General features: G+C 72.6%; 25 protein-coding genes and 1 tRNA gene. 13 read left to right on the forward strand and 13 right to left on the reverse strand.

The window, feature by feature from the left end; translation table 11 throughout:
- Positions 1-50: 50 nt before the first annotated feature.
- The 3 genes from IF61_RS33670 to IF61_RS0128525 form a co-directional block, all read right to left on the reverse strand.
- A complete protein-coding gene (locus IF61_RS33670) occupies positions 51-806 on the reverse strand; it encodes a DUF4190 domain-containing protein (protein WP_052393133.1) in 756 nt (251 codons plus the stop codon).
- Positions 807-895: 89 nt separating this feature from the next.
- A tRNA-Cys gene (locus IF61_RS0128520) sits at positions 896-967 on the reverse strand.
- An 88-nt stretch (positions 968-1,055) separates the two neighbouring features.
- Positions 1,056-1,868, reverse strand: coding sequence for an alpha/beta fold hydrolase (locus IF61_RS0128525; RefSeq protein ID WP_052393148.1), 813 nt, complete (start codon positions 1,866-1,868; stop codon positions 1,056-1,058).
- Between the two features lie 201 nt (positions 1,869-2,069).
- Here IF61_RS0128525 and IF61_RS0128530 point away from each other — a divergent pair, with 201 nt between their 5' ends.
- The 3 genes from IF61_RS0128530 (at position 2,070) to IF61_RS0128540 (ending at position 4,686) form a co-directional block, all read left to right on the forward strand.
- A complete protein-coding gene (locus tag IF61_RS0128530) occupies positions 2,070-2,975 on the forward strand; it encodes a LysR family transcriptional regulator (RefSeq protein WP_030369419.1) in 906 nt (301 codons plus the stop codon).
- A 101-nt stretch (positions 2,976-3,076) separates the two neighbouring features.
- Positions 3,077-3,631: a cysteine dioxygenase family protein gene (locus tag IF61_RS0128535; RefSeq protein WP_030369420.1), complete on the forward strand. Its 555-nt coding sequence runs from the start codon at positions 3,077-3,079 to the stop codon at positions 3,629-3,631.
- Positions 3,631-4,686 (forward strand): YeiH family protein, encoded by a 1,056-nt coding sequence (locus tag IF61_RS0128540; protein ID WP_030369421.1) that lies wholly within the window; start codon positions 3,631-3,633, stop codon positions 4,684-4,686. Before IF61_RS0128535 ends, IF61_RS0128540 begins: the two co-directional genes overlap by 1 nt.
- A gap of 159 nt (positions 4,687-4,845) precedes the next feature.
- Here IF61_RS0128540 and IF61_RS0128545 read toward each other — a convergent pair whose 3' ends face one another.
- A complete protein-coding gene (locus tag IF61_RS0128545; RefSeq protein ID WP_157848708.1) occupies positions 4,846-5,445 on the reverse strand; it encodes a hypothetical protein in 600 nt (199 codons plus the stop codon).
- A 233-nt stretch (positions 5,446-5,678) separates the two neighbouring features.
- Here IF61_RS0128545 and IF61_RS0128550 point away from each other — a divergent pair, with 233 nt between their 5' ends.
- The 4 genes from IF61_RS0128550 (at position 5,679) to IF61_RS0128565 (ending at position 10,774) form a co-directional block, all read left to right on the forward strand.
- Positions 5,679-7,151 (forward strand): MFS transporter, encoded by a 1,473-nt coding sequence (locus IF61_RS0128550; protein ID WP_043191205.1) that lies wholly within the window; start codon positions 5,679-5,681, stop codon positions 7,149-7,151.
- Positions 7,152-7,221: 70 nt separating this feature from the next.
- Complete coding sequence (locus IF61_RS0128555) at positions 7,222-8,964, forward strand: DEAD/DEAH box helicase family protein (protein ID WP_052393135.1); 1,743 nt, start codon at positions 7,222-7,224, stop codon at positions 8,962-8,964.
- A gap of 214 nt (positions 8,965-9,178) precedes the next feature.
- Complete coding sequence (locus IF61_RS0128560; RefSeq protein ID WP_030369425.1) at positions 9,179-9,820, forward strand: IclR family transcriptional regulator; 642 nt, start codon at positions 9,179-9,181, stop codon at positions 9,818-9,820.
- Positions 9,821-9,934: 114 nt separating this feature from the next.
- The gene (locus tag IF61_RS0128565) at positions 9,935-10,774 is read left to right on the forward strand and encodes a hypothetical protein (RefSeq protein ID WP_030369426.1); all 840 of its coding nucleotides are present in this window, start codon (positions 9,935-9,937) and stop codon (positions 10,772-10,774) included.
- A gap of 20 nt (positions 10,775-10,794) precedes the next feature.
- On the opposite strand, the gene IF61_RS0128570 is transcribed toward IF61_RS0128565, so the two are convergent.
- The 5 genes from IF61_RS0128570 to IF61_RS0128590 form a co-directional block, all read right to left on the reverse strand.
- A complete protein-coding gene (locus IF61_RS0128570) occupies positions 10,795-11,763 on the reverse strand; it encodes a glycine betaine ABC transporter substrate-binding protein (RefSeq protein WP_030369427.1) in 969 nt (322 codons plus the stop codon).
- 35 nt (positions 11,764-11,798) lie between these two features.
- The gene (locus tag IF61_RS0128575) at positions 11,799-12,623 is read right to left on the reverse strand and encodes an ABC transporter permease (protein ID WP_043191210.1); all 825 of its coding nucleotides are present in this window, start codon (positions 12,621-12,623) and stop codon (positions 11,799-11,801) included.
- A complete protein-coding gene (locus tag IF61_RS0128580; protein WP_030369429.1) occupies positions 12,620-13,882 on the reverse strand; it encodes an ABC transporter ATP-binding protein in 1,263 nt (420 codons plus the stop codon). The genes IF61_RS0128575 and IF61_RS0128580 overlap by 4 nt, the downstream gene beginning before the upstream one ends.
- A 49-nt stretch (positions 13,883-13,931) precedes the next feature.
- Positions 13,932-14,579: an ABC transporter permease gene (locus IF61_RS0128585; protein ID WP_030369430.1), complete on the reverse strand. Its 648-nt coding sequence runs from the start codon at positions 14,577-14,579 to the stop codon at positions 13,932-13,934.
- A 67-nt stretch (positions 14,580-14,646) separates the two neighbouring features.
- On the reverse strand, positions 14,647-15,129 hold the full coding sequence (locus IF61_RS0128590) for an Lrp/AsnC family transcriptional regulator (RefSeq protein WP_030369431.1): 483 nt from the start codon (positions 15,127-15,129) through the stop codon (positions 14,647-14,649).
- Between the two features lie 121 nt (positions 15,130-15,250).
- Here IF61_RS0128590 and hppD point away from each other — a divergent pair, with 121 nt between their 5' ends.
- Positions 15,251-16,393, forward strand: a complete 1,143-nt coding sequence (gene hppD, locus IF61_RS0128595) for a 4-hydroxyphenylpyruvate dioxygenase (protein ID WP_030369432.1) — start codon at positions 15,251-15,253, stop codon at positions 16,391-16,393.
- Positions 16,394-16,495: 102 nt separating this feature from the next.
- The gene (locus IF61_RS0128600; RefSeq protein WP_030369433.1) at positions 16,496-17,869 is read left to right on the forward strand and encodes an FAD-binding oxidoreductase; all 1,374 of its coding nucleotides are present in this window, start codon (positions 16,496-16,498) and stop codon (positions 17,867-17,869) included.
- 45 nt (positions 17,870-17,914) lie between these two features.
- Here IF61_RS0128600 and IF61_RS0128605 read toward each other — a convergent pair whose 3' ends face one another.
- Complete coding sequence (locus tag IF61_RS0128605) at positions 17,915-18,325, reverse strand: SsgA family sporulation/cell division regulator (RefSeq protein WP_030369434.1); 411 nt, start codon at positions 18,323-18,325, stop codon at positions 17,915-17,917.
- Positions 18,326-18,666: 341 nt separating this feature from the next.
- Here IF61_RS0128605 and IF61_RS0128610 point away from each other — a divergent pair, with 341 nt between their 5' ends.
- Positions 18,667-20,172, forward strand: a complete 1,506-nt coding sequence (locus tag IF61_RS0128610; protein ID WP_030369435.1) for an RDD family protein — start codon at positions 18,667-18,669, stop codon at positions 20,170-20,172.
- A 55-nt stretch (positions 20,173-20,227) separates the two neighbouring features.
- Positions 20,228-20,944 carry an RDD family protein gene (locus IF61_RS0128615; protein ID WP_030369436.1) on the forward strand — a complete coding sequence of 239 codons (717 nt, stop codon included), beginning with the start codon at positions 20,228-20,230 and terminating at the stop codon, positions 20,942-20,944.
- Between the two features lie 4 nt (positions 20,945-20,948).
- Here the strand turns inward: IF61_RS0128615 and IF61_RS0128620 are convergent, their stop codons facing one another.
- Positions 20,949-21,203: a hypothetical protein gene (locus tag IF61_RS0128620; protein ID WP_030369437.1), complete on the reverse strand. Its 255-nt coding sequence runs from the start codon at positions 21,201-21,203 to the stop codon at positions 20,949-20,951.
- Between the two features lie 338 nt (positions 21,204-21,541).
- Here IF61_RS0128620 and IF61_RS0128625 point away from each other — a divergent pair, with 338 nt between their 5' ends.
- Positions 21,542-23,953 (forward strand): immune inhibitor A domain-containing protein, encoded by a 2,412-nt coding sequence (locus tag IF61_RS0128625; protein WP_030369438.1) that lies wholly within the window; start codon positions 21,542-21,544, stop codon positions 23,951-23,953.
- Positions 23,954-24,088: 135 nt separating this feature from the next.
- Complete coding sequence (locus IF61_RS0128630; RefSeq protein WP_052393136.1) at positions 24,089-24,415, forward strand: hypothetical protein; 327 nt, start codon at positions 24,089-24,091, stop codon at positions 24,413-24,415.
- Between the two features lie 249 nt (positions 24,416-24,664).
- On the opposite strand, the gene IF61_RS0128635 is transcribed toward IF61_RS0128630, so the two are convergent.
- Positions 24,665-25,258: an isochorismatase family protein gene (locus IF61_RS0128635; RefSeq protein WP_030369440.1), complete on the reverse strand. Its 594-nt coding sequence runs from the start codon at positions 25,256-25,258 to the stop codon at positions 24,665-24,667.
- A 148-nt stretch (positions 25,259-25,406) separates the two neighbouring features.
- On the reverse strand, positions 25,407-26,735 hold the full coding sequence (locus tag IF61_RS0128640) for a nicotinate phosphoribosyltransferase (protein ID WP_030369441.1): 1,329 nt from the start codon (positions 26,733-26,735) through the stop codon (positions 25,407-25,409).
- Positions 26,736-26,883: the final 148 nt, after the last annotated feature.

The raw sequence follows: 26,883 nt of genomic DNA on the forward strand, positions 1-26,883 counted from the left end.
GTTCAGCGCCGAGCGGCGCAGCTCAAGCCTTGGCGTGCACCTTACAGAGTTCAGTGCAGCGGCAGTAGCCAGTGGGCCTCGTCTCGGTAGTCCGTCGGGGCGCAGGTGAAGTCCAGGGTGGTTGTGTCCGGTGGGGTGTTGACGTGCATCTTCACCGTCACCTTCTCGTGGGGTGCGAGTTTCTTCGGGAACCAGGGGTGCTGGCTGTCCCACTTCGGGCTCATGGGGCCGGTGGGGGTGAGGCTGCCCGGCAGGAGTTTCTCTTCGCTCCTGATTCCGTTCCACGCCAGCTCGACGGGCTTCCCCTGATCGTTGACGTAGGTCACCGTGAACTCGTAGGTCAGGTCGCCCCTCACCAGGGCGACATCACCCGGGAGGTTCGGGACACGCCGGGCCTTGCTCACCGTCACCCGCACACCGTCCCGGTAGCGCGCCGTTCCGCCGGGGTTCAGCGGCGTCTCGTACTTGCCGCCCCTGGAGACCAGGTCCTCCGGCCTTTCGTCGAGGTGGGACAGGCCATTGATGAACCAGATCGTCACGCCCAGGCAGACAGCCGTAACCGTGGCGCCCAAAGCGATACCGATGAGTGCCGGGGCGCGTTCATCCGCCTTGTCCTGCTTCACCCGCCGCCGGCCGACCACGCCGCACACCGTCGCGGCCAGGCCGAGCGGAATGGCCAGCGGAATGCCCCAGAGGGAGCTGGCGGTCAGCACCGCCATCACGGCCAGCGCCAGTGCCGTCATGCCGGCACCATTGGGGCGCTTCGGCATGAGGTCGGGGAGGTCCGGCAGTGGCTTCGTCTTCATGAGGTGATCACACCCCGGGGCGTGCCTTTCCCGGGAGCGCGCGCTCACTCAATCCGGCCTGAGTAGCCCTACTCAGACTCGGAATCCAGAGGCCGTGACCGGAATCGAACCGGCGTAACTCGCTTTGCAGGCGAGTCCCTCAACCACTCGGGCACACGGCCAAGTTGTGCTCTTGGCATTGACACTAGGGGCGCGCCCCTCGGTGTTCAATGGTCATCGCCGCGTCGCAACACGACTGCCATTCCCCGTTCACGCGCCCCCGCGCGCCTCCGGGTCGTGCCCCCTCTGCAAGAACGACTCCACCACCGGCCGGAACAGGTCCGGCTCGTCCACCCACGGGTAGTGCCCCACGCCGTGCAGCGTGCGGATCGCCGCCGTACGGAAGGAGGAAGCCACCAACTCCCCCGCGCGCATGCCCGTCAGCGCGTCGCGGTCGCCCGTGATGACCAGGACCGGGCAGCCGACCTCGGGGAGGCGGGAGAGGAGGGCGTGGCGGGCCGGGTCGTCGACGCCCTGCCAGAAGCCGGCGCGGGGGACGGGGCCGAGCTGGTCCGGCTCGGTGGCGGCGTGGGCGCGCTGCGGGGCGTCCCAGCGGCCGTAGCCCATGGGGGCGGCGCGCAGTAGGAGGCTGCGGACCTCGGCCATGTCGGCCGTGGTGGGGAGGGTGTGCACGGCCACGTACGCGTCCGTCCACCAGTCCTCCGCCGCGCGGGACTCGAAGATCTCCTCGGCGTCGTCGGGTAGTTCGCCCTGGAGCCGCGAGCCGGGGGTGACCAGCACCAGCCGGGTGAGGCGGTGGCCGTACTGCGCCGCGTACGCCTGGGCCGTCGCGCAGGCCGCGTCGTGGGCCAGCAGGGCGAAGGACTCCAGGCCCAGGTGCGCGCGGAGGGACTCCAGGTCCTCGGCGAGCGCCGGGAACGCGTACCCCCACGGCTCGGGGGAGGGCGGCGAGGCCCCCGTGCCGCGGCTGTCCGGGATGATCAGGGTGCGGTGGGTGTCGAGGCCGCCCAGGTCGCCCAGGTACGCGGCGTCCCGGCCCGGGCCGCCCGCCAGGCACACCAGCGGTCCGCCCGGCCGGCCCCGGCCATCCGGCTCGTCTGGTTCCTCCGGCTCGCCTGGCCGGCCCCGCTCATCCGGCTCGTCTGGTTCCTCCGGTCCGCCCGGCCCGACCCGCTCATCCGGCCCGCCCACGGAGCCGCCCGCCGCGGCCCGTCCCCCGGGCCCGCCCGCCGCGGCCACCCCGCCCCGTTCCCCGGCCCCGGCGTGTTCGACTCGCGGCACATCAAGACGTTCCACGCGGTGGTCACGGCCGGTTCGTACTCCGCGGCCGCCCGCGTGCTCGGCTATACCCAGCCCGCGATCACCCAGCAGATGAAGGCGCTGGAGCGCTCCGTCGGCACGCCGCTGTTCACCCGCGTCGGCCGCCGCATGCGGCTCACCGAGGCCGGCGAGGCGCTCGCCCGGCACGCCGAGACCATCCTCGACAGCCTCACCGCCGCCCAGCAGCAGATGAGTTCGCTGACCCGCCTGCGCGCCGGACGCGTCAGGGTCTGCGCCTTCCCCAGCGCGAGCGCCACGCTGATACCCGAGGCGCTCGCCCGCCTCGCCGCCGACCACCCGGGCATCCGCGTCGAGCTCCTGGAGGGCGAGCCGCCCGACTCGATCCGCCGCCTCGTGCGCGGCGAGTGCGACATCACCCTCGCCTTCACCTACCCCGGCCTGCACGAACAGGTCCCCGAGGAGCTGGTGGAGATACCGCTCATGGAGGACCAGCTCACCGTCCTGATGCCCATAGGGCACCCTCTCGCCCGCCGCCGCGCCGTCAAACTCGCCGACCTGGCCGGGGAGCGCTGGATCGCCGGCTGCCTGCGCTGCCGCACCAACTTCCTCCACGAGTGCGCCGAGGTCGGCTTCGCGCCCGACATAGCCTTCACCACCGACGACAACCTCGTCGTCCAGTCCCTGGTCGCCGAGGGCCTCGGCATCGCGATGATGCCCGGCCTCGTCCTGTCCTTCATGCGCCACGACCGGATCACCGGACGCGCCCTCGACCCGGCCTCGCGCCGCCAGGTCTCGGCGTACGTGCTGCGCGACCACCTGCGGATCCCGGCGACCGCGCTCGTCCTGGACGAGCTCAAGGCGGTCGCCGCCCGGCGCGTCGGCTGCTGACCGGATCCGCGAACCGGTCAGCCGATTCATAAGCGCTCGTTGGGTTCCCGTCAACAGACTGTCGTTGGACCCGTCGTACCGCCCGCCCCGACCCTGCACTCATGACCACTCCCACCGCAGCCCCGACGACCGCGCGCCTCGCCCAGCTCGTCGACGACGTCCGGGAAGCCGTAGGCCGTGGCCTGCCGCCCGACACGACGGCCTACCTCGTCGGCGAGCGGCTCGCCGCCCACCTCGGCGCCGGCGACCTGCTCACCGCCGAACAGCAGGAGGGCGACCCCGACCGCTACCGGCAGCACATCCTGCACGCCGAGCACGACGGCAGCTTCTCCGTCGTCGCCCTCGTGTGGCTGCCCGGCCAGCGGACCGCCATCCACGATCACGTCTCGTGGTGCGTCACCGGCGTCCACGAAGGCACCGAGAGCGAGCGCCGCTACCGCCTCGTGCCCGACGGCACCACCGCCCGCCTCGTCGCCACCGAGGACGTCGTCAACCGCCAGGGCGACGTGTGCGGCTTCGCCCCGCCCGGCGACATCCACCGCGTCCGCAACGCCTGTACGGCCAAGGCGATCTCCCTCCACATCTACGGCGCCGACATCTCCCGCCTGGGCTCCAGCGTCCGGCGCGTCTACGACCTCCCGGCCGACGACAACTGATGGCACTCACCACTACGCGTACGGGCAGCGCGCCCGCGCGGCTCACGCCCAAGGCACCTGGCAAGGTCCCCGGCCTCGCCACCGCCGCCGCCGGCGTGGCCATCGCCTGGGCCGTGCACCTGCTCGTCCCCGCCGTCCCCATGCTCACCGCCGCCGTCGTCCTCGGCATAGCCGCGGCCCACGCGCCCGGCGTACGGGCCTGGGTGCGCGGCGGCGCCCGGCCCGGCCTCACCCTGGCCGGCAAGCGGCTGATGCGGATCGGCGTCGTCCTGCTCGGGCTCAAGCTCAGCCTCGACGACGTCCTCGGCCTCGGCTGGGCGACCGTCGCCATGGTGGTCGCCGTCGTGGCGGCCACCTTCGCCGGCACGCTCTGGCTCGGGCGCCGGCTCGGTCTCCGCGGCGACCAGCCGCTCCTCATCGCCACCGGCTACTCGATCTGCGGCGCCTCGGCGATCGGCGCGGTCAGCGAGGTCTCCGGCAGCGACGAGGAGGACGTGGCGACCTCCGTCGCCCTGGTCACCCTCTGCGGCACCCTCGCCATCGCCGTCCTGCCGCTCCTGCACCACCCGCTCGGGCTGGACGACGCGCAGTTCGGCCGCTGGGTCGGCGCCGGTGTCCACGACGTCGGCCAGGTCGTGGCCACGGCGCAGACCGCCGGGCCCGTGGCGCTCACCGACGCCGTCCTCGTCAAGCTGATGCGCGTGGCGCTGCTCGCCCCGCTCGTCGCGGCGGTGGCCGTGTCGGTGCGTAAGCGCAGGCGGAGCGCCGCGAGCCCCGCCAAGCCGTCCGGGAAGCGGCCTCCGCTCGTCCCCCTCTTCGCGCTCGGCTTCCTCGCGATGGTCGCCGTGCGCACCACCGGCTGGATCCCGGCCGCCGGGCTGGACCTCGCCGCGCACGCCCAGGAGCTGCTCCTCGCCGCCGCCCTCTTCGGGCTCGGCAGCGCCGTCCACCTGCCGTCGCTGGCCCGCACCGGTGGGCGCGTCGCGGCGCTGGGCCTGTGCTCGTGGGTGGTGATCGCGGGGGCCTCGTACGGGGGTGTGCTGCTGACCACCTGAGGCCTGGCCGCGCGGCACCATCTGAGGCCCGCCTGCGCGGTACCGCCTGAGGCCCGGCCGCGCGGCACCACCTGAAGGCGCGCCCGCGCGGCGCCGAAGGCGTCCAGGGCGGCCCTGGAATCCGCCGGGCCCTTCAGGGACCGGCGGCGCCGGAGGGCCCTACGAGGAGAACACCTCGGTCATCTCGGTGATCTTGTTGTCCGAGCCGACCGCGACGTCGTAGAAGTTCAGGCCCCAGCAGAACTCCCCGTTCTTGGTCTTCTGCTGCCCGCCGTCGTACTGCTTGCCGTCCGGGTCCGCGCACGTCTTCACGTGGGCGACGCCGCTCCCCGGGCCCGCCGTGGGCCCGGGGATCTTCCCGCCGCCCCCCTTGGTGATGAGGACGAACTTGGCGGCGGGGTCGAGGGAGTACGTCTTGAGCTCCCCGACGGGGTGGTAGGCGGCGCCCTGGTTCATCGACGGGTTGCACTTCATCTCGGTGTCCTTCGCGATGACGTTGTTCATCGCGCCCTCGACGTTGTTGACCCAGATGACCTTGTGGCCCGGCTTCGGGGTCGGGCAGTCGCTCCTGCCCCTGTCGACGCCGCCCTCGCCGCCGGCGGGCGACGCCTTGGCCGACGGCTGCGCGGCCGCGCTCTGCGACGCCGACGGCGAACCGCCCGCGCTGTTGTCCTCCTCGGGCCCGCAGGCGGTCAGGACGAGTGCGCTCGCGAGGACGAGCGCGGATGCGACGGCATGCCGGACGGACACAACAGACATCGTGGATTCCCCGTGGTGGTGATGGTGATGCCCGGCTCCGAAGGCCGGGACGATGCGCGCAGCTTATGACATGAGCATGTTCGGAATGGCGTGCTCGGGATGGCATGTCCGGGATGGCTTGTCGGGGGCTTCGTGCGCCGCGCGCCCGTACCCGCACCTAGGACCCAAGTCCCACCCGATCTCCTCCCCGCGGCACGTGCCCGAACGTGATCCCCCCCGTACGCTCAAGCGGTATGACCGCCGCCGAATCCATGACCCCAGCCCAGGACACCGCCCCGCACGACGACCCGGCCGGCGGCATACTCGGGCGCCGTCACCGGGCGCTCACCCTGGGCATCATCTCGGTCGTCTCCCTCATCGCCTTCGAGGCGAGCGCGGTCAACACCGCGATGCCCGTCGCCGCCCGCGCCCTCGACGGCATCGGCCTCTACGCCTTCGCCTTCTCCGCCTTCTTCACCGCGAGCCTCTTCGCGATGACGCTGTCGGGGGAGTGGTGCGACCGTTCGGGCCCGCTCGTCCCCCTCTTCACCGGCATCGCCGCCTTCGGCACCGGCCTGGTGATCGCGGGCTCGGCGCAGCGGATGTGGATGTTCGTCGCGGGGCGCGGGGTGCAGGGCATCGGCGGCGGGCTGGTGATCGTCGCGCTGTACGTGGTGGTCGGCCGGGCGTATCCGGAGCGGCTGCGCGCCTCGGTCATGGCCTCGTTCTCGGCCGCCTGGGTGGTGCCGGTGATCGTCGGCCCGCTGGTGGCGGGCGCGGTCACCGAGCAGCTCGGCTGGCGCTGGGTGTTCCTGGCCATCCCGGTGCTGGTCCTGCTGCCGCTGGCGGTGATGCTCCCGGCCCTGCGCGCCCTGCCGCCGGGCCCGCCGGCCGGGACGCCCGACCGGCGCCGCATCCTGCTGGCGCTGGCCGTCGCGGCGGGCGCCGGGCTGCTGCAGTACGCGGGGCAGGACCTCACGCCCTGGGCCCTGCTGCCGGCCGCCGCCGGGCTCGCCCTGCTGGTGCCGTGCGTACGGCGCCTGCTGCCGCCCGGCACCTTCCGCGCCCGCCGCGGGCTGCCCTCGGTGGTGCTGCTGCGCGGCATCGCGCAGGGCTCCTTCGTGGCCGCGGAGAGCTTCATCCCGCTGATGCTGGTCACGGAGCGCGGCCTGTCCGCGACGCTCGCGGGCTTCTCCCTCACGGGCGGCGGGCTGAGCTGGGCGCTCGGTTCGTACACCCAGAGCCGACGCCGGGCCGAGCCGTACCGCGAGCGGCTGATGAGCCTCGGCATGGGGCTGGTGGCGCTCGCCGTCGTGCTGATGGCGACGGTGCTGGTGCACGGCGTGCCGGTGTGGGTGGCCGGGGCGTCCTGGGTGTTCGGCGGCTACGGCATGGGCCTGACGATCTCCAGCGGCGCGGTGCTCCTGCTGAAGCTGTCCCGGCCGGGCGAGGAGGGCACGAACGCGGCCTCCCTGCAGACGTCGGACGCGCTCGGCAGCATCCTCCTGGTCGGGCTGGCCGGAGTGCTCTTCGTCTCGTCCGGGGGCGGTTCGACGGCCGCCGCGGAGGGCGCCTCGGCGGCCCCGTCGCACGCCTTCGCGGCGGTCTTCGCGGCCGCGGCGGCGTTCGCGCTGGTGGGCGCGTACGTGGCCACCCGGCTCGCGCCGCGGGAGGCCGCCGGCCGCGGTGTGACCTCGGTCCCACCCTCGGGTGACCCCGGGGCGTAACCCCGGAGCGTGAACCGCGGCCCCGGTAGGCTGACGCGGTTGCCGACCGCCGAACCAGCCGACGGAGACCGTGACTACCACCACAACCCACCACCATCTCTCCCCTGCTTTCCCCGGCCGGGCCCCTTGGGGTACCGCGAACAAGCTCCGCGCCTGGCAGCAGGGCGCCATGGAGAAGTACGTCCAGGAGCAGCCGCGCGACTTCCTCGCCGTCGCCACCCCGGGCGCCGGCAAGACGACCTTCGCCCTCACCCTGGCCTCCTGGCTGCTGCACCACCACGTCGTCCAGCAGGTGACCGTCGTCGCCCCGACCGAGCACCTGAAGAAGCAGTGGGCGGAAGCGGCGGCCCGGATAGGCATCAAGCTCGACCCGGAGTACAGCGCCGGCCCCCTCGGCCGCGAGTACCACGGCGTCGCCGTGACCTACGCCGGCGTGGGCGTGCGCCCGATGCTGCACCGCAACCGCTGCGAGCAGCGCAAGACCCTTGTCATCCTCGACGAGATCCACCACGCCGGCGACTCCAAGTCCTGGGGCGAGGCGTGCCTGGAGGCCTTCGAGCCCGCCACCCGCCGGCTCGCCCTGACCGGCACGCCCTTCCGCTCGGACACCAACCCCATCCCGTTCGTGACGTACGAGGAGGGCAACGACGGCATCCGACGCTCCTCCGCCGACTACACGTACGGGTACGGCAACGCCCTCGGCGACGGCGTCGTCCGCCCGGTCATCTTCCTCTCCTACAGCGGCAACATGCGCTGGCGCACCAAGGCGGGCGACGAGATCGCGGCCCGCCTCGGCGAGCCCATGACCAAGGACGCCGTCTCCCAGGCCTGGCGCACCGCGCTCGACCCGCGCGGCGAGTGGATGCCGAACGTGCTGCGCGCGGCCGACCGCCGGCTGACCGAGGTGCGCAAGTCCATCCCGGACGCGGGCGCCCTCGTGATCGCCTCCGACCAGGAGTCCGCCCGCGCCTACGCCAAGCTGATCCGCGAGATCACCGGCGAGGGCGCCACGCTCGTGCTGTCCGACGACGGCGGCGCCTCCCAGCGCATCGACGACTTCTCGCACGGCACCGACCGCTGGATGGTCGCCGTCCGCATGGTGTCCGAGGGCGTCGACGTGCCCCGGCTCGCGGTCGGCGTCTACGCGACGACGATCTCCACGCCGTTGTTCTTCGCCCAGGCCGTCGGCCGCTTCGTGCGCTCCCGGCGCCGCGGCGAGACGGCGTCCGTCTTTCTGCCGACGGTCCCGGACCTGCTGACCTTCGCCAATGAGATGGAGGTCGAGCGCGACCACGTCCTCGACAAGCCCAAGAAGGGCGACGGCGAGGAGGATCCGTACGCGGAGGAGGACAAGCTCCTCGCCGAGGCGGAGCGCCAGCAGGACGAGGACACCGGCACCGACGACCAACTCTCCTTCGAGGCGCTGGAGTCGGACGCGGTCTTCGACCGGGTGCTCTACAACAACGCCGAGTTCGGCATGCAGGCGCACGCGGGCAGCGAGGAGGAGCAGGACTACCTCGGCATTCCCGGCCTGCTGGAGCCCGAGCAGGTGCAGTTGCTGCTGCAGAAGCGGCAGGCGCGCCAGATCGCGCACAGCCGCAAGCGGCCGGACGAGGAGGCGGACCTCCTCGAACTGCCCGCCGAGCGGCGCCCCGTGGTCACCCACAAGGAGCTCCTGGAGCTGCGCAAGCAGCTCAACACGCTCGTCGGCGCCTACGTCCACCAGAGCGGCAAGCCCCACGGCGTCATCCACACCGAACTCCGCCGCGTCTGCGGCGGCCGCCCCGATATCCGTAATTCGGTCCTGGCCTGACCGGATCGCGGGCAGACTCTTCCGCTGAGCGGACCGGCGGCGCTACGGTGCCGGTCACGCACACGCCCCGTGGCAGCGCCGCCGCGGAGCGCAGCCGGTACAGAAGAGCTGCAAGAAGCGACAAGCCGCCGGCGGCCTCTCCTTGCGCGCTGCCGGCTGCGGACCGGCGGCGCACCCCACCCCGAGAGCCGCCATACATCGGAGGAGGGGCGTCGTGACAGCGGAGACCTCGCAGACGCTCGACCGGGGACTGCGCGTCCTCAAACTGCTCGCCGACACCGACCACGGCCTGACCGTCACCGAGCTGTCCACCCGGCTCGGGGTCAACCGGACGGTCGTCTACCGCCTGCTCGCCACGTTGGAGCAGCACGCACTGGTCCGCCGGGACATCGGCGGCCGCGCCCGGGTGGGCCTCGGGGTGCTGCGGCTCGGCCGCCAGGTGCACCCGCTGGTGCGCGAGGCGGCCCTGCCCGCCCTGCGCTCCCTGGCCGAGGACATCGGGGCCACCGCCCACCTCACGCTCGTCGACGGCACCGAGGCGCTCGCGGTGGCCGTCGTCGAGCCGACGTGGACGGATTACCACGTGGCCTACCGCGCGGGCTTCCGCCACCCCCTGGACCGGGGCGCGGCCGGCCGCGCCATACTCGCCGCCCGCCGCGGCGAGACCGACAGCCCCGGCTACGCCCTCACCCACGGCGAGCTGGAGGCCGGCGCGAGCGGCGCGGCGGCGCCGCTGCTCGGCGTCCTGGGGATCGAGGGCAGCGTGGGCGTGGTGATGCTCACGGACACGATCCCCGACCGCGTGGGCCCGCGCGTGATGGAAGCGGCGAAGGAGGTTGCGGACGCCCTGAGGTGAGCCTGAGGTGACCCGGGCGGGCGCCTCCGGCCCGGGTGTTCCCCCGCCCTCGCCGCGCCTCGCCCGGCGAGGGCGCATGTCACGGAAGGGACGCCGGTGAACTAGATTCGCTGCATGCCCGCTCCGACCACGCCCGCTCCGGCCACGCCTTCCCCGGCCAAGCCCGCCCGGTCCCGCCGCGCCCGGACCCTCGCCGTCTGTGCCGTGCCCGTCGTCGCCCTGCTCGCCTCCGTGCCCTTCGTGCCGCTGCCGTTCTCCGTGGCGCAGCCCGGCTCGACGGTGGACGTGCTCGGCTCCCACGAGGGCAAGCAGGTGATCCGGATCGAGGGCGCCTCCGCGCGGAAGACCACCGGCCAGCTGCGCATGACCACGATCGTGGTGACGGGCCCGCGCGTCGACGTGGACCTGGGCGACGTGATCAGCGGCTGGTCCCGTACGGACCGGGCCGTGATGCCGCACGACGCCGTCTACCCCGTCGGCGACTCCGACGAGGAGGTCGACGCGCACAACCAGGAGGAGATGAAGAAGTCGCAGGACGCGGCCACCGACGCCGCCCGCCGCTACCTGCACCGCTCGCCCGGCGAGCTGAAGACCGGCCTCAGCCTCGGCGACGTGGGCGGGCCGAGCGCGGGGCTGCTCTTCACCCTCGGCATCATCGACAAGGTCGACGGCGACGGCCGCGGCGGCGAGCTCACGGGCGGGCGCATCATCTCCGGCACGGGCACCATCGACGCCGACGGGACCGTCGGCGAGGTCGGCGGCGTCCCGCTGAAGACGCAGGCGGCCCGGCGCGACGGCGCGACGGTCTTCCTCGTCCCGAAGGCCGAGTGCTCGGCGGCGAAGGCCAACCTGCCCAAGGGGCTGCAGCTGGTCCCGGTGGAGAAGCTGCAGGACGCGGTCAAGTCGCTGCGGGCCCTCGCGGCGGGCGACGAGAACAACGTTCCCACCTGCTGACCCCCCTGCCCGCTGAGCGCTCAGCGGGTGATGAACCCCTCCCTCACCAGCCACTCCTCCGCGACCTCCCGCGGGTCCTTCCCCGCCACGTCCACCTCGGCGTTGAGCTCCCGCGCCACGTCGTTGTCGAGCCGCGCCGTGATGGGGTCCAGGACGTCCTTGATCGCCGGATACCTGCGCAGGGTCGCGCTGTTGATCTCCGGCGCGGCGTTGTAGTTGGGGAAGAAGTGCTGGTCGTCGCGCATGACGACGAGGTGCATGGCCGCGATGCGGCCGTCGGTGGTGAACACCTCGCCGAAGGTGCAGGAGCGCCCGCCGGAGACCTGGGTGTAGATGATGCCGCCGTCCATCTTCTGGACGCGGGAGGCGGGCACGTTCATGCCGTACGCCTTCGCCATGCCCTGCAGCCCGTCGTCGCGCGCCGCGAACTCGGTCTCCACGCACAGGGTCACGGCGTTCGGGTCGCGCCTCGACAGGGCGGCCACCTCCGAGAGCGTGCGGGTGCCGTACCTGTGGGCGCCGGCGCGGCTCATGGCCAGGGCGTACGTGTTGTCGAGCGCGGCGGGCGCGAGCCAGGTGAGGCCGTTGCGGGCGTCGGCGTCACGGACGGCCCGCCACTGCCGCTGCGGGTCGGGGATCGGCTGGTCGTGGCCGAGGTAGGTGATCCAGGCGGTGCCCGTGTACTCGTACATGGCGTCCGCACCGCCGGACCGGACGGCCTCGCGCGCCCCGATCGAGCCCTGGATGTTGGTGCGGTCCAGCACGCTCGCGCCCGCGGCCTTGAAGGCGAGGCCCATGATCTGGCCGAGCACGATGTTCTCGCTGAAGCTCTTGGAGGTGACGGTCAGGGAGGCGCCCTTGAGCGGCAGGCCCCGGCCGACCGAGCCGGGCCGGACGCCGTCGGCCAGCGGGGAGCCGCTGGTCAGGCCGCAGCCGCCGGCCAGGGGCAGGAGGAGCGCGAGGACGAGGGCGAGGGCCGTCGCCGGCACCCTCCGCCCGCCCGGGCCGGGACGCCCCCGGCGGCTCAGGACGACCCCAGCCCGCGCGGCCGCAGCAGCAGCTCGGCCAGGGACGCCATCCAGTCCACCAGCAGGGCGAGCGCCACGGTCAGGACCGACCCCAGCACGAGCACCGGCATCCGCTGGTTGGTGATGCCCGACGCGATCAGGTCGCCGAGCCCGCCGCCCCCGCCGAAGTAGGCGAGCGTCGCCGTGCCCACGTTGAGGACGAGGGCCGTCCGCACGCCCGCGAGGATCAGCGGTACGGCCAGGGGCAGTTCGACCCGGCGCAGCACGCCCAGGGCCGACATGCCGATGCCGCGCGCGGCCTCCACCAGCGTCGGGTCGATGGCGCGCAGCCCCGCGACCGTGTTGGCGAGCACGGGCAGCACCGCGTAGACCACCATGCCGACGAGCGCGGCCTGCATGCCGATGCCCAGCCAGATCACCAGCAGCGCCAGCAGACCGATCGCGGGCGTGGCCTGGCCGACGTTCGCGACGGCGACGACGGGGGGCGCGGCGGGGCGCAGCCGGGGGCGGGTGAGCAGGATGCCCAGCGGGATGGCGATGATCAGCACGAAGAAGGTGGAGACGACGGTGAGGACGACGTGCTGCCGCAGGCGCAGCCAGACGTTGCCGTCGGCGATGGAGTTCCGGGCGACGGAGTCGAGGTCGGCGCCGCGGAACCACAGCCAGGTCGCCAGCAGCAGGGCCAGCAGGAAGCAGGGCAGGATCGTCAGCTTCTGCCAGGTGACGCGGCGCCGGGGGCGCGGGGCGGGCACGGGCGCGGCACTGTCTTCGGCCCCCTCGGCTTCCTGCCGGCCCGGCCGCTCCGGGGACGGGGGCCTCACGCCAGCTCCTCCGGCGCGTCCGTCGTGCCCTCCTGCTCCTCCAGCACCTGCTGGGCGCGCTGCTCCTCCAGCAGGTGCTGGTGCTCTACGGCGTCCAGCCGGTCCTCCTCCAGCAGTTCGTGCACGGAGTTCATGAGCGTCTGCATGTCGACGACGCCCTCGTAGCGGCCGCGCCGCCCGGTGACCGGCACCCGGCCCGCGTTGTCGATGAGGACGGCCTCCAGCGCGTCGCGCAGCGTCGCGTCGCGGGTGACGGTGTCGTGCACGAGGGTGCCGGCGCGGACGAGGGAGCCCTGGGCCCGCATCAGGTCGCCGCGCCGCAGCCATTTGTACGGGCGGTGGTGCCGGTCCAGCAGCAGCACCTCGTTGGTGGTGCCCCGGCGCAGCCGGTCGATGATCGTCTGGAGGGGGTCGTCGATGGTGGCGGTGGGGAAGTCGACGACGCCCACGTCCCGCACGCGCGTGAGGTTGAGCCGTTTGAGGGCCGCGCCCGCGCCCACGAAGCCCGAGACGAAGTCGTCGGCGGGGTTGGTGAGGATGGCCTCCGGGGTGTCGAACTGGGCGATGTGCGAGCGCTCGCGGAGCACCGCGATCCGGTCGCCGAGCTTGATGGCCTCGTCGAAGTCGTGGGTGACGAAGACGATCGTCTTGTGCAGCTCGTGCTGCAGCCGGATCAGCTCGTCCTGGAGGTGGTCGCGGGTGATCGGGTCGACCGCGCCGAACGGCTCGTCCATCAGCAGCACCGGCGGGTCGGCGGCCAGGGCGCGGGCCACGCCGACGCGCTGCTGCTGCCCGCCCGAGAGCTGGCGCGGATAGCGGCCCTGGAACTCGCCGGGGTCGAGCCCCACCAGGTCGAGCATCTCCTCCACCCGCTCGGCGATCCGCCGCTTGGACCAGCCGGTCATGCGCGGGACGAGCGCGATGTTCTGCGCGACGGTCATGTGGGGGAAGAGCCCGGAGGCCTGGATCGCGTAGCCGATCTTGCGGCGCAGCCGGACCGGGTCGATGCCGGTGACGTCCTCGCCGTCGATGCGGATCCGGCCCGACGTCGGCTCGATCAGCCGGTTGATCATCTTCATGGTGGTGGTCTTGCCGCAGCCGGACGGACCGACGAAGACCACCAGCTCCCCGGCCTTGATGTCCATGTTCACGCAGTCCACGGCGGGGGCGGGGTTGCCGGGGTAGCGCTTGGTGAGGTTCTCCAGCTGGATGGTGGCGCCGGAGGTCCGCCGGACGGTGGCGCCGGAGCTCCGCCGGATCGTGGCGCCGGAGGTCCGCGCCCGGTCCTCCGGGGGGTGCGGCGCGGCCTCAGCCACGGATCCCGCCCGGGATCGTCAGCCGCCCGATCAGCACGTACGCCGCGTCGAAGAGCAGGGCGAGCACGATGATCCCGAGCGTTCCGGCGAGCACCTGGTTGAGGGCGTTGGCGCTGCCCAGCGACGAGACGCCGCGGAAGATCTCGTTGCCGAGGCCGGGCCCCGAGGCGTACGCGGCGACCGCCGCGATGCCCATCAGCATCTGGGTGGCCACCCGGATACCGGTGAGGATCGGCGGCCAGGCCAGCGGCAGCTCGACGCGCAGGAGCCGGGCCGCCCGGGACATCCCGATCCCCTTCGCGGCGTCCACGAGCGAGGGGTCCACGCCCCGCAGCCCCACGACCGCGTTGCGGACGATCGGCAGCAGCCCGTAGAGCACGAGCGCCGTGACCGTCGGCGCCACGCCCAGGCCGGTGAGCGGGACGAGCAGGCCGAGCAGGGCCAGCGAGGGCACGGTCAGCAGGGTCGCCGTCGTGGTCACCGCCAGGTTCCCGGCCCACTCGCTGCGGTACGTGAGCACGCCGATCACCACGCCGATCAGGGTGGCGACGACCATGCACTGGAAGACGGCGCTGGCGTGCTGGTAGCTGTCCGCCAGCAGCTGGGCGCGGCGGCCCGCGACGTACTCCCAGAAGCTCACCCGCTCGCCTCCCTCTCGCGCGTCGGGGATCCCGGGGCCGTTGAAGCGGACGCAAGGCCTCGGGACCTCAGGGCCGGTACGGGGTCTGCGACGACGCCTGCTGCACCAGCGGGATGATCCGCAGCGGCACGGCGTTCTCCATGACGATCGCCGTGGAGGCCCGCACGATGCCATCAAAACCCACAACGCGGTCGATCACACGCTGGAGGTCGGCGTTCGAGCGTGCGACCAGGCGGCAGAGCATGTCGCCGCGCCCGGTCGTGGTGTGCAGCTCCAGCACCTCGGGCACGGTCGCGAGGTGCGCCCGGACGTCGCCGCCCTGCCCCTGCTTGATCTCCAGCGTCGCGAAGGCCGTCACCGGATAGCCCAGCGCCGCGGGGTCCACGTCCGGGCCGAAGCCGCGGATGACGCCCTGCGCCTGCAGCCGGTCCAGCCGCGCCTGCACGGTCCCGCGCGCCACGCCCAGCCGGCGCGAGGCCTCCAGGACGCCGATCCGCGGCTCCTCGGCCAGCAGCTCGATCAGCCGGCCGTCCAAACGATCGATCGCCACGCGGCCCTCCCAGTAGTCAGCATGTACAGAACGTCCGATGTAACCCGCGGTCTGCTATGCAGTCTGCCCAGTGAACACACAAAGTATTGCGCACCTTGTGGATCGGCGGGACGCTGCGGCCATGACACAGACCACCGATCACACCCCGCACACCGCACGGCAGGCCGACCCCTTCCCGGTCAAGGGGATGGACGCGGTCGTCTTCGCCGTCGGCAACGCCAAGCAGGCCGCCCACTACTACTCCACCGCCTTCGGCATGAAGCTCGTCGCCTACCGCGGCCCGGAGAACGGCAGCCGCGAGACCGCCTCCTACGTCCTGGAGTCCGGCGGCGCGCGCTTTGTCCTCACCACGGTCATCAAGGCCGCAACCGACCACGGCCGCTTCCTCGCGGAGCACGTCGCCGAGCACGGCGACGGCGTCGTCGACCTCGCCATCGAGGTGCCGGACGCCCGCGCCGCCTACGCCTACGCCCTTGAGCACGGCGCGACCGGCCTGGAGGCCCCGCACGAGGTCACGGACGAGCACGGCACCGTCGTCCTCGCCGCCATCGCCACGTACGGAAAGACCCGCCACACCCTCGTCGACCGGTCCGCGTACACCGGCCCGTACCTGCCCGGCTACGTCGCCGCCAAGCCCCTCGTCGAGCCCGGGGACCGCCGCTTCCAGGCGATCGACCACTGCGTGGGCAACGTCGAGCTCGGCAAGATGAACGAGTGGGTGGCGTTCTACAACAACGTCATGCACTTCACGAACATGAAGGAGTTCGTCGGCGACGACATCGCCACCGAGTACTCCGCCCTCATGTCGAAGGTCGTCGCGGACGGCACCCGCAAGGTGAAGTTCCCGCTCAACGAGCCGGCCATCGCCAAGAAGAAGTCGCAGATCGACGAGTACCTGGAGTTCTACAACGGCCCCGGCGTCCAGCACATCGCCCTCGCGACGAACGACATCGTCGCTACCGTGCGTGCCATGCGCGCCGCCGGCGTGCAGTTCCTCGACACCCCCGACTCGTACTACGACACGCTGGGGGAGTGGGTCGGCGAGACCCGCGTTCCCGTCGACACCCTGCGCGAACTGAAGATCCTCGCCGACCGCGACGAGGACGGCTACCTGCTCCAGATCTTCACCAAGCCGGTGCAGGACCGGCCCACCGTCTTCTTCGAAATGATCGAGCGGCACGGGTCGATGGGCTTCGGCAAGGGCAACTTCAAGGCGCTCTTCGAGGCCATCGAGCGGGAGCAGGAGAAGCGGGGCAATCTCTGACGGCCCCCGGCCCCCGGCCCCCGGCCCCCGGCCCCCGGGCGGGCTCCCCGGATGCCGGGCGGGCCCGGGCTTGAATTCCGCTGCGGCGGGGAGAGAGATCGTATGGCCGATCTGATCGAGCACCTGCGCGAAGGACTCCCCGCCGAAGCGATCCTCACCGACCCCGACGTCACCGCGTCGTACGCCAACGACATGGCGAGCTTCTGCACCGCGGGCCGGCCGGCGGTCGTCACGCTGCCCCGCACCGTGGAGCAGGTACAGCACGTCATGCGCACCGCCACCGCCCTGCGGGTCCCCGTCGTCCCGCAGGGCGCCCGCACCGGCCTGTCCGGCGCGGCCAACGCCGCCGACGGCTGCATCGTGCTCTCCCTCGTCAAGATGGACCGCATCCTGGAGATCGACCCCGTCGACCGCGTCGCCGTCGTCGAACCGGGCGTCGTCAACGCCGTCCTCTCCCGCGCCGTCGCCGAACAGGGCCTCTACTACCCGCCCGACCCGTCCAGCTGGGAACAGTGCACCATCGGCGGCAACATCGGCACCGCCTCCGGCGGCCTGTGCTGCGTGAAGTACGGCGTCACCGCCGAGTACGTCCTCGGCCTCGACGTCGTCCTCGCCGACGGCCGGCTGCTCAGGACGGGCCGCCGCACGGCCAAGGGCGTCGCGGGCTACGACCTCACCCGCCTGTTCACCGGCTCCGAGGGCAGCCTCGGCGTCGTCGTCCGCGCCGTCCTCGCGCTGCGGCCCGCACCGCCCCAACAGCTCGCGCTCGCCGCCGAGTTCCCCTCGGTCGCCGCGGCCGGCGAGGCCGTCCGGCAGATCATGGCCCGCGGCCACGCCCCCTCGCTGCTGGAGCTCATGGACCGCACGACCGTCCACGCCGTCAACGCCATGGCGAAGATGGGCCTCCCGGAGACCACCGAAGCGCTGCTCCTCGCCGCCTTCGACACCCCCGACCCGGCCGCGGACCTCGCCGCCGTCGCCGAGCTGTGCACGGCCGCGGGCGCCGACCAGGTCGTCCCGGCCGAGGACGCCGCCGAGTCCGACCTGCTCCTGCAGGCCCGCCGGCTCGCCCTCACCGCCCTGGAGACCCTCCGGCCCGCCACCATGATCGACGACGTCTGCGTGCCCCGCTCCCGCCTCGCCGGCATGCTGGAGGGCACCGCGGAGATCGCCCGCAAGTACGGCCTCACCATCGGCGTCTGCGCCCACGCCGGCGACGGCAACACCCACCCCGTCGTCTGCTTCGACCCCGCCGACGCCGACGAGTCGCGCCGCGCCCGCGAGTCCTTCGACGCGATCATGGCCCTCGGCCTGGAGCTGGGCGGCACGATCACCGGCGAACACGGCGTGGGCGTCCTGAAGAAGGAGTGGCTCGCGAGGGAGCTGGGCCCCGTGGGCCTGGAGATCCAGCGGGGGATCAAAAAGACCTTCGACCCCCTGAACCTCCTGAACCCGGGCAAAGTGCTGGACGCGTAAGGCACTTGACGCGCGGGCTCCGGCACCGGCACCGGCGGCGTTACGTCACGCGCCCAGGATCTCCCGCAGCGCGGCATCCAGCTCCAGCCGCTCCCGCTCCGACCCCGGCGCCACCACCCGCAGCGTCCGCTCCAGCCACGCCGACACCGCCGGCGCCGGGGCCTCCAGCAGCGCGGCGCCGTCCGGCGACGACAGCGCCATGCACACCACGCTGCGCCCGTCCGTCCGCGTCGGCCACACCCGCACGTCACCGCTGCCGCACGGCCGGAACACCCCCTCGACCAGCAGCTCGCGCGCGAACGTCCAGTACACCGGGGCCTCCGAGGTGACGTGGAAGGCGATGTGCACCGCGTACGGGTCGGCCGTCCGGTAGCTCAGCCGCGACGGCACGGGGATGCTGCGCTCGGGCGACAGCACCAGGTCGATCTCCAGCTCTCTTTCCACCACGGTGTGCATGAAGTGCGCCCTCTCTGCTCTGCTTCTCTCGGTCCGTGGCCCCTCGCGAACGGACCCGCACCGACAGAGAGCGCAACGACCCCCACACCATTACGCGACTTCGCCGAACCGGTGCGCCGGTCGCACGTGTGAGTGGTCCCGCCCGCGGGACGGCCGCAGAGTGGAGAGCCGTCTGGTAGACCTGTGTGCAGCGCGCCCGGTTGCCTTTTGTGCATAGAGGTCATGAGGCAGGGGAGCAGCGCGACCCACGTCGCTCGAGTGCGGCAGACTGCTTGTCGTCGCCCGCCCCACCGAGCACCGACACCGCAGTACGGCCGAGCAGATACGGGACACCGGAGACCATGAGCGCCCCTTCCTCAGGATCCGCCGACAATAGCCCCGCGCAAGGGTTTTATCCGGACCCTTCCATTCCTGGCTATATCCGTTACTGGAGCGGCACCGCCTGGGTGCCCGGTACGAGCCGGCCGGCGCCCGCCGAGGGCGAGCCGATGCCCGCGCCGCCCGCCGGGCTCGCCAGGCCCGCGGCGCCCGCGCTCGCCTCGCCCGTGCCGCCGACCCCGCGCCGCTCCGGCCCCGACCGGCAGCCGGCCGCGCAGCAGCCCGACGAGACGGGGCCGATGTTCCTCGACGAGGAGCCGGCCCTGCGCGAGGCCCGCTCGGAGCCGGCCCCCGCCTGGCGAGCGGAGCCCGCCCGGCAGGAAGGCTTCGGCGGCGATCAGGACCGGCGCGTCTCCTGGGGCGAGGCCTCCGGGCCCGGCTCCGGCAGCGGGATGCCCGGGCCCCGTGATCCGCGCGTCGCCTCTCCCGCCGCCTCCGGCCCGGCCCGCCCCGAGCCTCACCGCCCCGAGCCTCACCGCCCCGAGCCTCACCGCCCCGAGCCTCACCGCCCCGAGCCTCACCGCCCCGAGCCGCAGCGCGCCGAGGAGCCCGCGGCCCGGGCGGAGAGCGGCGTCCCCGCCGTCCGGCCCGGCGGCACGATGCAGCTGCGCACCTCCGGCCGGCCCGTTCCGCCGGGCGCCGCCGCGAGCCGGCCGGATGCCCGCGTGGAGGAGGCGCAGGCCCAGCCCCCCGCCGGGCCGCAGTCCATGCCGCCGGAGCGCCGGGCCCTGCCCGCCGCGGCCCCGGCGGCCGCGCTGCCCGCTCCCGCGCGGTCCGCGCCCGCCGCCCTGCCCGAGCCCCGTCCGCAGGAGCAGCCCCGCCCCCGCACCGCGGAGCAGGCCCGGCCCGCGGCCGGCGGCTGGGCCCAGCAGGTGCAGCAGCTGGCCCAGCAGCAGCCCCCGGCCGCCGCCTCCTCCGAGGTGGCCGCGCCGTGGAAGCCCCCGAAGGACGACCCCTTCCTGCGGGCCGCGCAGGAGCAGGGCCGCCCCGCGCCGCTGGCGCGGCGGCTCGCCGCCCGCCTGATCGACTCCGTCGTGCTGGGCGCCGTCGTCGGCGCCGTGGCCGTGCCGCTGTGGGCCAAGGCCGTCACTCACATCGACGACAAGGTCGCGCAGGCCAAGCAGTCCGGCGAGACGGTCACGGTCTGGCTGCTCGACGGCACGACCGGCACGTACCTGGCCGTCGTGCTGGGCGTCCTGCTCGTCGCCGGCGTGGTCCTGGAGGCGCTCCCCACCGCCAAGTGGGGCCGCACCCTGGGCAAGCGGCTGTGCGGCACGCGCGTCCTGGACATCGAGTCGCACGACAGCCCGCGCTTCGGGGCGGCGCTGCGCCGCTGGCTGGTGTACGGGGGGCTCGGCGCGCTGGGGATCGGCGTGATCGGCGCCCTGTGGTGCGTGTTCGACCGCCCGTGGCGGCAGTGCTGGCACGACAAGGCGGCCCGTACGTTCGTGGCGGTGGGCAAGCGCTGACCCGAACGGCACAGCGCCGGATGCGGGGCGCCGCCCCCCGGGTTCTACTCGGGCCATGAGCACCGAGCCGCCGCCCGAGGACGACCCCTTCAAGAAACGGCCGACGGAACCGCGCCTGCCGCCGTACGGGTCGCCCCCGCCGGGAGCCCCGCCCCCGCCGGGCCCCGGCGCGTCCCCGGAGGGTGGCGCGTACGCAGGCGGCGGCCGGCCGCCCGGCTCGGAGGTGCCCTACGGCGGTGATCCGTACGGGGGGCCGCCGCCCGGCCCGGGCGGCGGCCCCGGCAATCCCTACGGCGATCAGTTCGGCGCCGCCGACCCGCTCGCGGGCATGCCCCCGCTCGCGAACCGGTTCAAGCGGCTCGTCGCCCGCATCATCGACGCGCTGCTCGTGTCCATCCCGGTCACCGCGGTCTTCAAGGCCGCGATGTGGGACTGGGATCCGGCGAACTGGAACGACGGCCGGGCCACGAGCCTCGGCATCATCATCGCCGTCGTCTACTTCCTCTACGAGGGGCTGATGCTCACCAAGCGGGGGCAGACCGTCGGCAAGATGGCGATGAGCATCCGGGTGGCGATGCTGGAGAACGGAGCGATCCCCCAGGGAAGCCCGGGCTGGACGCGCGCCGCCGTGTACAACCTGCCGCAGGTGGTGCCCTGCTGCGGCTTCCTCTTCTGGCTGGTCAACGTGCTCTGGTGTACGTGGGACATGCCGTACCACCAGTGCATCCACGACAAGGCGGCCAAAACGGTGGTGGTCTCAACCGTGCAGTGAGTGCTCAGTGCAGTGAGTGCTCGCTCAGTCTCGATTCGGTGGGCAGGGGAGCGCGCTGCCGGGGCACCCGGGGCCTGCGGGAGCCGACGCGCGGCACCGGGAAGGCGACGGCGACGAACAGGCCGAGCGCGAGCGCTGCGACGGCTATGACCGCGATCCCGAACCCCGAACTCGTCTGCGAGAGCAGCAGCATGGCGAGGGTCGAGAAGACGACGGTGGCCGATCCGTAGGTTATCTGTGCGGGGGTCGGACGCGGCATGGCGGGATCCGTCCTCGGAGCAAAGGTGTGGGTGCGGAGCCGGCTGGTGCGAAGAGCGTGCGTACAGCAATGGTGTACACCAAAACGACTCTACGGTCCTGTCTGCCCGAGCGGAACTGCCGGTAAGCGTGACCTAACACACGGTGCCGGAGCACGGGGGGCGCACGGAGTCATCCGCCGGTCCAAGTGGTGAGATGAGCGCGCCCGTTGCTGTCCGAAATCCGCAACATAAAGGTCGGATAACGTACTTGCTCTTCCAGTTGTAGTCAAGGTCTGTCTTTTCTTGCGTCACTCCGGTCAAATACCTCCACAGTTGTCACTGGGGAGGACATTCACAAGTGAAGAGCAGCCAACGGAGGCTCGCCAGATCCGCCGCCGTGGCCACGACCGTCGCGCTCGCCGCGACGGCCCTGGCCACGGGGACCACGGCCGGGATCGCACAGGCGGCCACCACTGCCGGCACGCCGTCGAGCATCGAGCGCCACGACCCGGAGCAGGCCGGGAAGGGCGTCGAGCACGACCTCAAGGGCCCGTACGCGAAGAAGCAGGAGGCGCAGCGCAAGGCTGCCCTCGACAAGGTCATATCCGGCGACGCCCGCGTGGAGCAGCGCGGCGCGTCGAAGGTCGTCCAGCTCGGCAAGGGGAAGTACGTCGAGCTCGCCCGGGAGAAGACCGACCGCATCTTCACGATCCTCGTGGACTTCGGCGACAAGGTCGACGACACCACGATGTACGACCCGGACGGGCCGGACGGGCCCAAGCCGCCCGTGAAGAAGTACGGCGGGCAGCCGGGCCCGGCGCACAACCAGATCAAGCAGCCGGACCGCAAGAACGACAACAGCACGGCCTGGCAGAAGGACTACAACCGGGAGCACTTCCAGGACCTGTACTTCTCGCACGACAAGGACAAGGAGTCCCTGGCGAAGTACTACGAGAAGCAGTCCTCGGGCCGCTACACGGTCGACGGCACGGTCACCGACTGGGTCAGGGTCCCCTGGAACGAGGCCCGTTACGGCGCCAACTACTGCGGCTCCACCAACTGCCCCTCCGCCTGGGACCTGGTGCGCGACGGCGTCAACCAGTGGGTGAAGGACCAGAAGGCGGCCGGCCGCAGCGACGCCGACGTCAAGGCGCAGCTGGCCACCTACGACCAGTGGGACCGCAACGACTACAACGGCAACGGCAACTTCAACGAGCCCGACGGCTACATCGACCACTTCCAGATCGTGCACGCCGGCGAGGACGAGTCCGCCGGCGGCGGCGCGCAGAAGACCGACGCCATCTGGGCCCACCGCTGGTACGCCTACGGCTCGGACGCCGGCAAGACCGGCCCCGGGAACAACAAGGCCGGCGGCACGCAGATCGGTGACACCGGCATCTGGGTCGGCGACTACACGATGCAGCCCGAGAACGGCGGCCTCGGCGTCTTCGCCCACGAGTACGGCCACGACCTGGGCCTGCCCGACGAGTACGACACCACCGGCACCGGTGAGTCCTCCGTCGCCTACTGGTCGCTGATGTCCTCCGGTTCCTGGCTGGGCCGCGGCAAGGACACCATCGGTGACCTGCCCGGCGACATGAGCGCCTGGGACAAGCTGCAGCTCGGCTGGCTCAACTACGACAAGGCGAAGGCGGCGACGAAGTCGACGCACAAGCTGGGCGTGGCCGAGTACAACACCAAGGACAAGCAGGCGGTCGTCGTCGACCTGCCCAACAAGGCGGTCAAGACCGACGTCGTCAAGCCTGCCGAGGGCGGCAAGCAGTGGTGGGGCGGTCAGGCCGACGACCTGAAGAACACCCTCTCCCGCCCGGTCGACCTCACCGGCAAGTCCAAGGCGAGCCTGGACTTCTCGGGCTGGTGGGACATCGAGGCGGGCTACGACTACGCCTACGTCGAGGTCTCCACGGACGGCGGCAAGAACTGGACCCCGGTCGACGGCACGGCCGACGGCAAGTCCGTCCCGCGCGACGGCGGCGACAAGCCCGCGCTGACCGGCCAGTCCGGCGCGTACAAGAAGCTGGCGTACCCGCTCGACGCGTACGCCGGCAAGAAGATCGACCTGCGCTTCCGCTACTCCACGGACGGCGGCACCACCGGCAAGGGCTTCACCGCCGACGCCATCAGCCTCACCGCCGACGGCGCCACCCTCTTCGCCGACGGCGCCGAGGGCGACGACAACGGCTGGACGGCGAAGGGCTTCTCGCGCATCGGCGAGTCCTTCACCAAGGAGTACGCGCAGTACTACATCGCCGAGAACCGGCAGTACGTCTCGTACGACACGACCCTGAAGACCGGCCCGTACAACTTCGGCTGGAAGAAGGACCGTCCGGGCTGGGTCGAGCACTACCCGTACCAGAACGGTCTGCTGATCTGGAAGTGGGACACCTCGCAGGCCGACAACAACGTCGGCGTGCACCCCGGCACCGGCCGCATCCTGCCGGTCGACGCGCACCCGCAGATCGAGAAGTGGGCCGACGGTTCGGTCATGCGCAACCGCTTCCAGGCGTACGACTCGCCCTTCAGCTGGTTCCCGAGCGAGGGCTACACCGTCCACCAGGACGGCGTCGCGGCCCGCGTGAAGGCCAAGCTCGGCGCGCCGCTCTTCGACGACCGCAAGGGCACGTACTGGAGCAAGGACAATCCGACCGGCGGTGTGCAGGTTACTGACACCAACACCCGGATCAAGATCCTCTGGCAGGCGCCGAGCGGCTCCTCGATGACCGTCCAGGTGAGCCCGTCGGGCAAGTAATCCCCGCAGGATCTGCGTTTATGCAGGTCAGCGCAGTGTCGGCCGTCGCCCTCTAGCGGGCGGCGGCCGATCGCGTTTAGATGACTGGCGTGACGCTGTTATTGACACCCCGGCCCGGGGAGAGGTGACGCGGGCATGGCAGGCGGTGGTTTCTGCAAGCTGCCGGGCGGCAGTGTGGTGGTGGCCCTCTACCTTCCCGGGCCGCCCGGCGGGGGCGCGTCGCCCGGAGCCCGGGTGCGGGTGCTGGTGCACGCCGCGAACCGGGCGCGCGCGCTCACGCGCCTGCGGAACCTGGGCCTGCGGGCGGTCTACCTGCGGGGCAATACGGAGCCGCCGACGCCGGACGAGATAACGGCGGTCCTCCACCATCCGGACGGGCTGGTCTGGCGCGCGGCGCCGGACGACGACACGGAGTCGTGGCATCCGATACGGACGCTGCTGCGGAGGGCGCCTGCGGCGTAGGTTTTTGCCTGCACGGACGGCTTGCGGCCGGTGCGGCACCGCCGGATACGTCGACGGTGGTTGCGCGCCGTCGCGGCGGGAGATTTTCCGGGGCTTCGCCCCGGGCTGGGGGCTCGCCCCCAGGAAACTGGGGGCACCTCCCAGCGGTAGCCGGGGGAGAAAGGGCGGGACCGGGGCCTAACCTCCGCCGCAGCGGCGATCAGCCACCGTCCACGCACCCGGCGGTGCCGAGCCCCGCTCAGCCGGAGCTCACCCCGTCGCAACCACCGGCTTGCCGGTGAGCTCGACGCCCGCCCCGCGGAGCTCCTCCAGCGCCCGATCCGTCGTCCGCGAAGCGACCCCCGCCGTGAGGTCGAGCAGAACCTGCGTCGAGAACCCCTCCCGCGCCGCGTCCAGCGCGGTAGCGCGGACGCAGTGGTCCGTGGCGATGCCGACGACGTCGACCTCCGTGACGCCCCGCTCCCGCAGCCAGTCCGCCAGGGACACCCCGTTCTCGTCGGTGCCCTCGAACCCGCTGTACGCGGCCGCGTACGCCCCCTTGTCGAAGACGGCGTCTATCGCCCCGGAGGCGACGACCGGAGCGAAGTTCGGGTGGAACCCGGACCCCTCCGTGCCGGCGACGCAGTGCGGCGGCCAGGTGGTTTCGTAGTCCGGCTCGGCGGAGAAGTGCGCGCCGGGGTCTATGTGGTGGTCGCGCGTGGCGACGATGTGCCGGTACCCGGCGGTGGCCTCGCCGACGAGGTCGGTGATGGCCGCGGCCACGTCCGCCCCGCCCGCGACCGCGAGGCTGCCGCCCTCGCAGAAGTCGTTCTGCACGTCGACGATGATCAGTGCACGCTGCATAGTGCGGATCCTTTGTGGAAGGGCCCTCGGCCGACAGTGCGGATCACGACTGTACGGATCGCCTCTCTGTGACCGAGGGTAGTGACTTCCGTTGCGCAATGGGAGAGGGGCCCCGAGCGGGGGAGCCCCACCGGGCGCACCGGGAGCGTCAGAGGTACTCGGTGGGGAGTACCGGCTCACCGCGCGAGAGCTGGGTCGCGGAGAGGGGGAGCCCGGCCCGGGCGGCGGCGTGCCGCTCCCGCACGGTGTCCAGGGGCTCGCGGGCGACGACCTCGCCGCCGCGGACGAGCTCCACGATCAGCTGGTGGTCCGCGAGCTCCGGCGGCACCGGCCCGGTGCCGACGACCTCGGCCTCGGCGACCCCGGCCGCGTCGGGCCGGCGCGCGGCCCACTTGCGGCCGCCGATGGAGGTCTTGCCGCCCATGGACTTCTTGGCGACGGGCCGCAGCGGCGCGTCCGCGCCGGCCTCGTCCGCGCGGGCCACGAGCTTGTAGACCATCGAGCAGGTGGGGTGCCCGCTGCCGGTGACGAGCTGGGTGCCGACCCCGTACGCGTCGACGGGGGCCGCGGCGAGCGAGGCGATGGCGTACTCGTCGAGGTCGCTGGTGACGACGATCTTCGTCTTGGTGGCGCCCAGGTCGTCCAGCTGCTGCCGCACGCGGTGCGCGAGCAGCAGCAGGTCGCCGGAGTCGATGCGGACGGCGCCGAGCCCGGGGCCCGCGATCTCCACGGCCGTGCGGACGGCCTCGGTCACGTCGTAGGTGTCGACGAGCAGGGTCGTGCCCCCGCCGAGCGAGTCGACCTGGGCGGTGAAGGCGTCGCGCTCGCTGTCGTGCAGCAGCGTGAAGGCGTGCGCACTGGTGCCGACGGTCGGAATGCTGTAGCGGAAGCCGGCCGCGAGGTCGGAGGTGGAGGTGAAGCCGCCCACGTACGCGGCGCGGGAGGCGGCGACGGCCGCGAGCTCGTGGGTGCGCCGGGCGCCCATCTCGATCAGCGGGCGGTCTCCGGCGGCCACGGACATCCGGGAGGCCGCGGCGGCGACGGCCGAGTCGTGGTTGAGGATCGACAGGATCACGGTCTCCAGCAGGACCGCCTCGGCGAAGGTGCCCTCGACGCGCAGGATCGGCGAGCCGGGGAAGTAGACCTCGCCCTCGGGGTAGCCCGAGATGTCGCCGCGGAAGCGGTAGTCCGCGAGCCAGGCCAGCGTCGGCTCGTCGACGATCCGCTGGGCGGTGAGGAAGTCCAGGACTCCGCTGTCGAAGCGGAAGTTCTCCACGGCGTCCAGGACGCGGCCGGTGCCCGCCACGACGCCGTAGCGGCGCCCCTCGGGCAGCCGGCGGGTGAAGACCTCGAAGACCGAGCGGCGGTCGGCGGTGCCGGAGCGCAGCGCGGCCTGCAGCATCGTGAGTTCGTACCGGTCGGTGAAGAGGGCCGTCGACGGAACGTCCACCGGCAGCCTCAAGTCCGCAGCGTTCATGGAACGAGATGCTACCCCCAATACTCGTCAGTCTGACGATTTCTACGGAGTGACGCCCGGCACCCGCCCGGCCCTCGCCCGCGACCCGGCCGGCGCGCACCCCGCGTCCGGTCGACGCGCGGCTCGGGGTACCCCCGTTTGTGCATCG

Source organism: Streptomyces roseoverticillatus (genome assembly GCF_000719265.1).
Classification (GTDB): Bacteria; Actinomycetota; Actinomycetes; order Streptomycetales; family Streptomycetaceae; genus Streptomyces; species Streptomyces roseoverticillatus.

Coding starts and splice junctions, on each gene's coding strand:
- IF61_RS33670 (WP_052393133.1), bottom strand. CDS start 806: ATGAAGACGAAGCCACTGCCGGACCTCCCCGACCTCATGCCGAAGCGC.
- IF61_RS0128535 (WP_030369420.1), top strand. CDS start 3,077: ATGACCACTCCCACCGCAGCCCCGACGACCGCGCGCCTCGCCCAGCTC.
- IF61_RS0128540 (WP_030369421.1), top strand. CDS start 3,631: ATGGCACTCACCACTACGCGTACGGGCAGCGCGCCCGCGCGGCTCACG.
- IF61_RS0128545 (WP_157848708.1), bottom strand. CDS start 5,445: ATGTCTGTTGTGTCCGTCCGGCATGCCGTCGCATCCGCGCTCGTCCTC.
- IF61_RS0128550 (WP_043191205.1), top strand. CDS start 5,679: ATGACCGCCGCCGAATCCATGACCCCAGCCCAGGACACCGCCCCGCAC.
- IF61_RS0128565 (WP_030369426.1), top strand. CDS start 9,935: ATGCCCGCTCCGACCACGCCCGCTCCGGCCACGCCTTCCCCGGCCAAG.
- hppD (WP_030369432.1), top strand. CDS start 15,251: ATGACACAGACCACCGATCACACCCCGCACACCGCACGGCAGGCCGAC.
- IF61_RS0128600 (WP_030369433.1), top strand. CDS start 16,496: ATGGCCGATCTGATCGAGCACCTGCGCGAAGGACTCCCCGCCGAAGCG.
- IF61_RS0128605 (WP_030369434.1), bottom strand. CDS start 18,325: ATGCACACCGTGGTGGAAAGAGAGCTGGAGATCGACCTGGTGCTGTCG.
- IF61_RS0128610 (WP_030369435.1), top strand. CDS start 18,667: ATGAGCGCCCCTTCCTCAGGATCCGCCGACAATAGCCCCGCGCAAGGG.
- IF61_RS0128615 (WP_030369436.1), top strand. CDS start 20,228: ATGAGCACCGAGCCGCCGCCCGAGGACGACCCCTTCAAGAAACGGCCG.
- IF61_RS0128620 (WP_030369437.1), bottom strand. CDS start 21,203: ATGCCGCGTCCGACCCCCGCACAGATAACCTACGGATCGGCCACCGTC.
- IF61_RS0128630 (WP_052393136.1), top strand. CDS start 24,089: ATGGCAGGCGGTGGTTTCTGCAAGCTGCCGGGCGGCAGTGTGGTGGTG.
- IF61_RS0128635 (WP_030369440.1), bottom strand. CDS start 25,258: ATGCAGCGTGCACTGATCATCGTCGACGTGCAGAACGACTTCTGCGAG.
- IF61_RS0128640 (WP_030369441.1), bottom strand. CDS start 26,735: ATGAACGCTGCGGACTTGAGGCTGCCGGTGGACGTTCCGTCGACGGCC.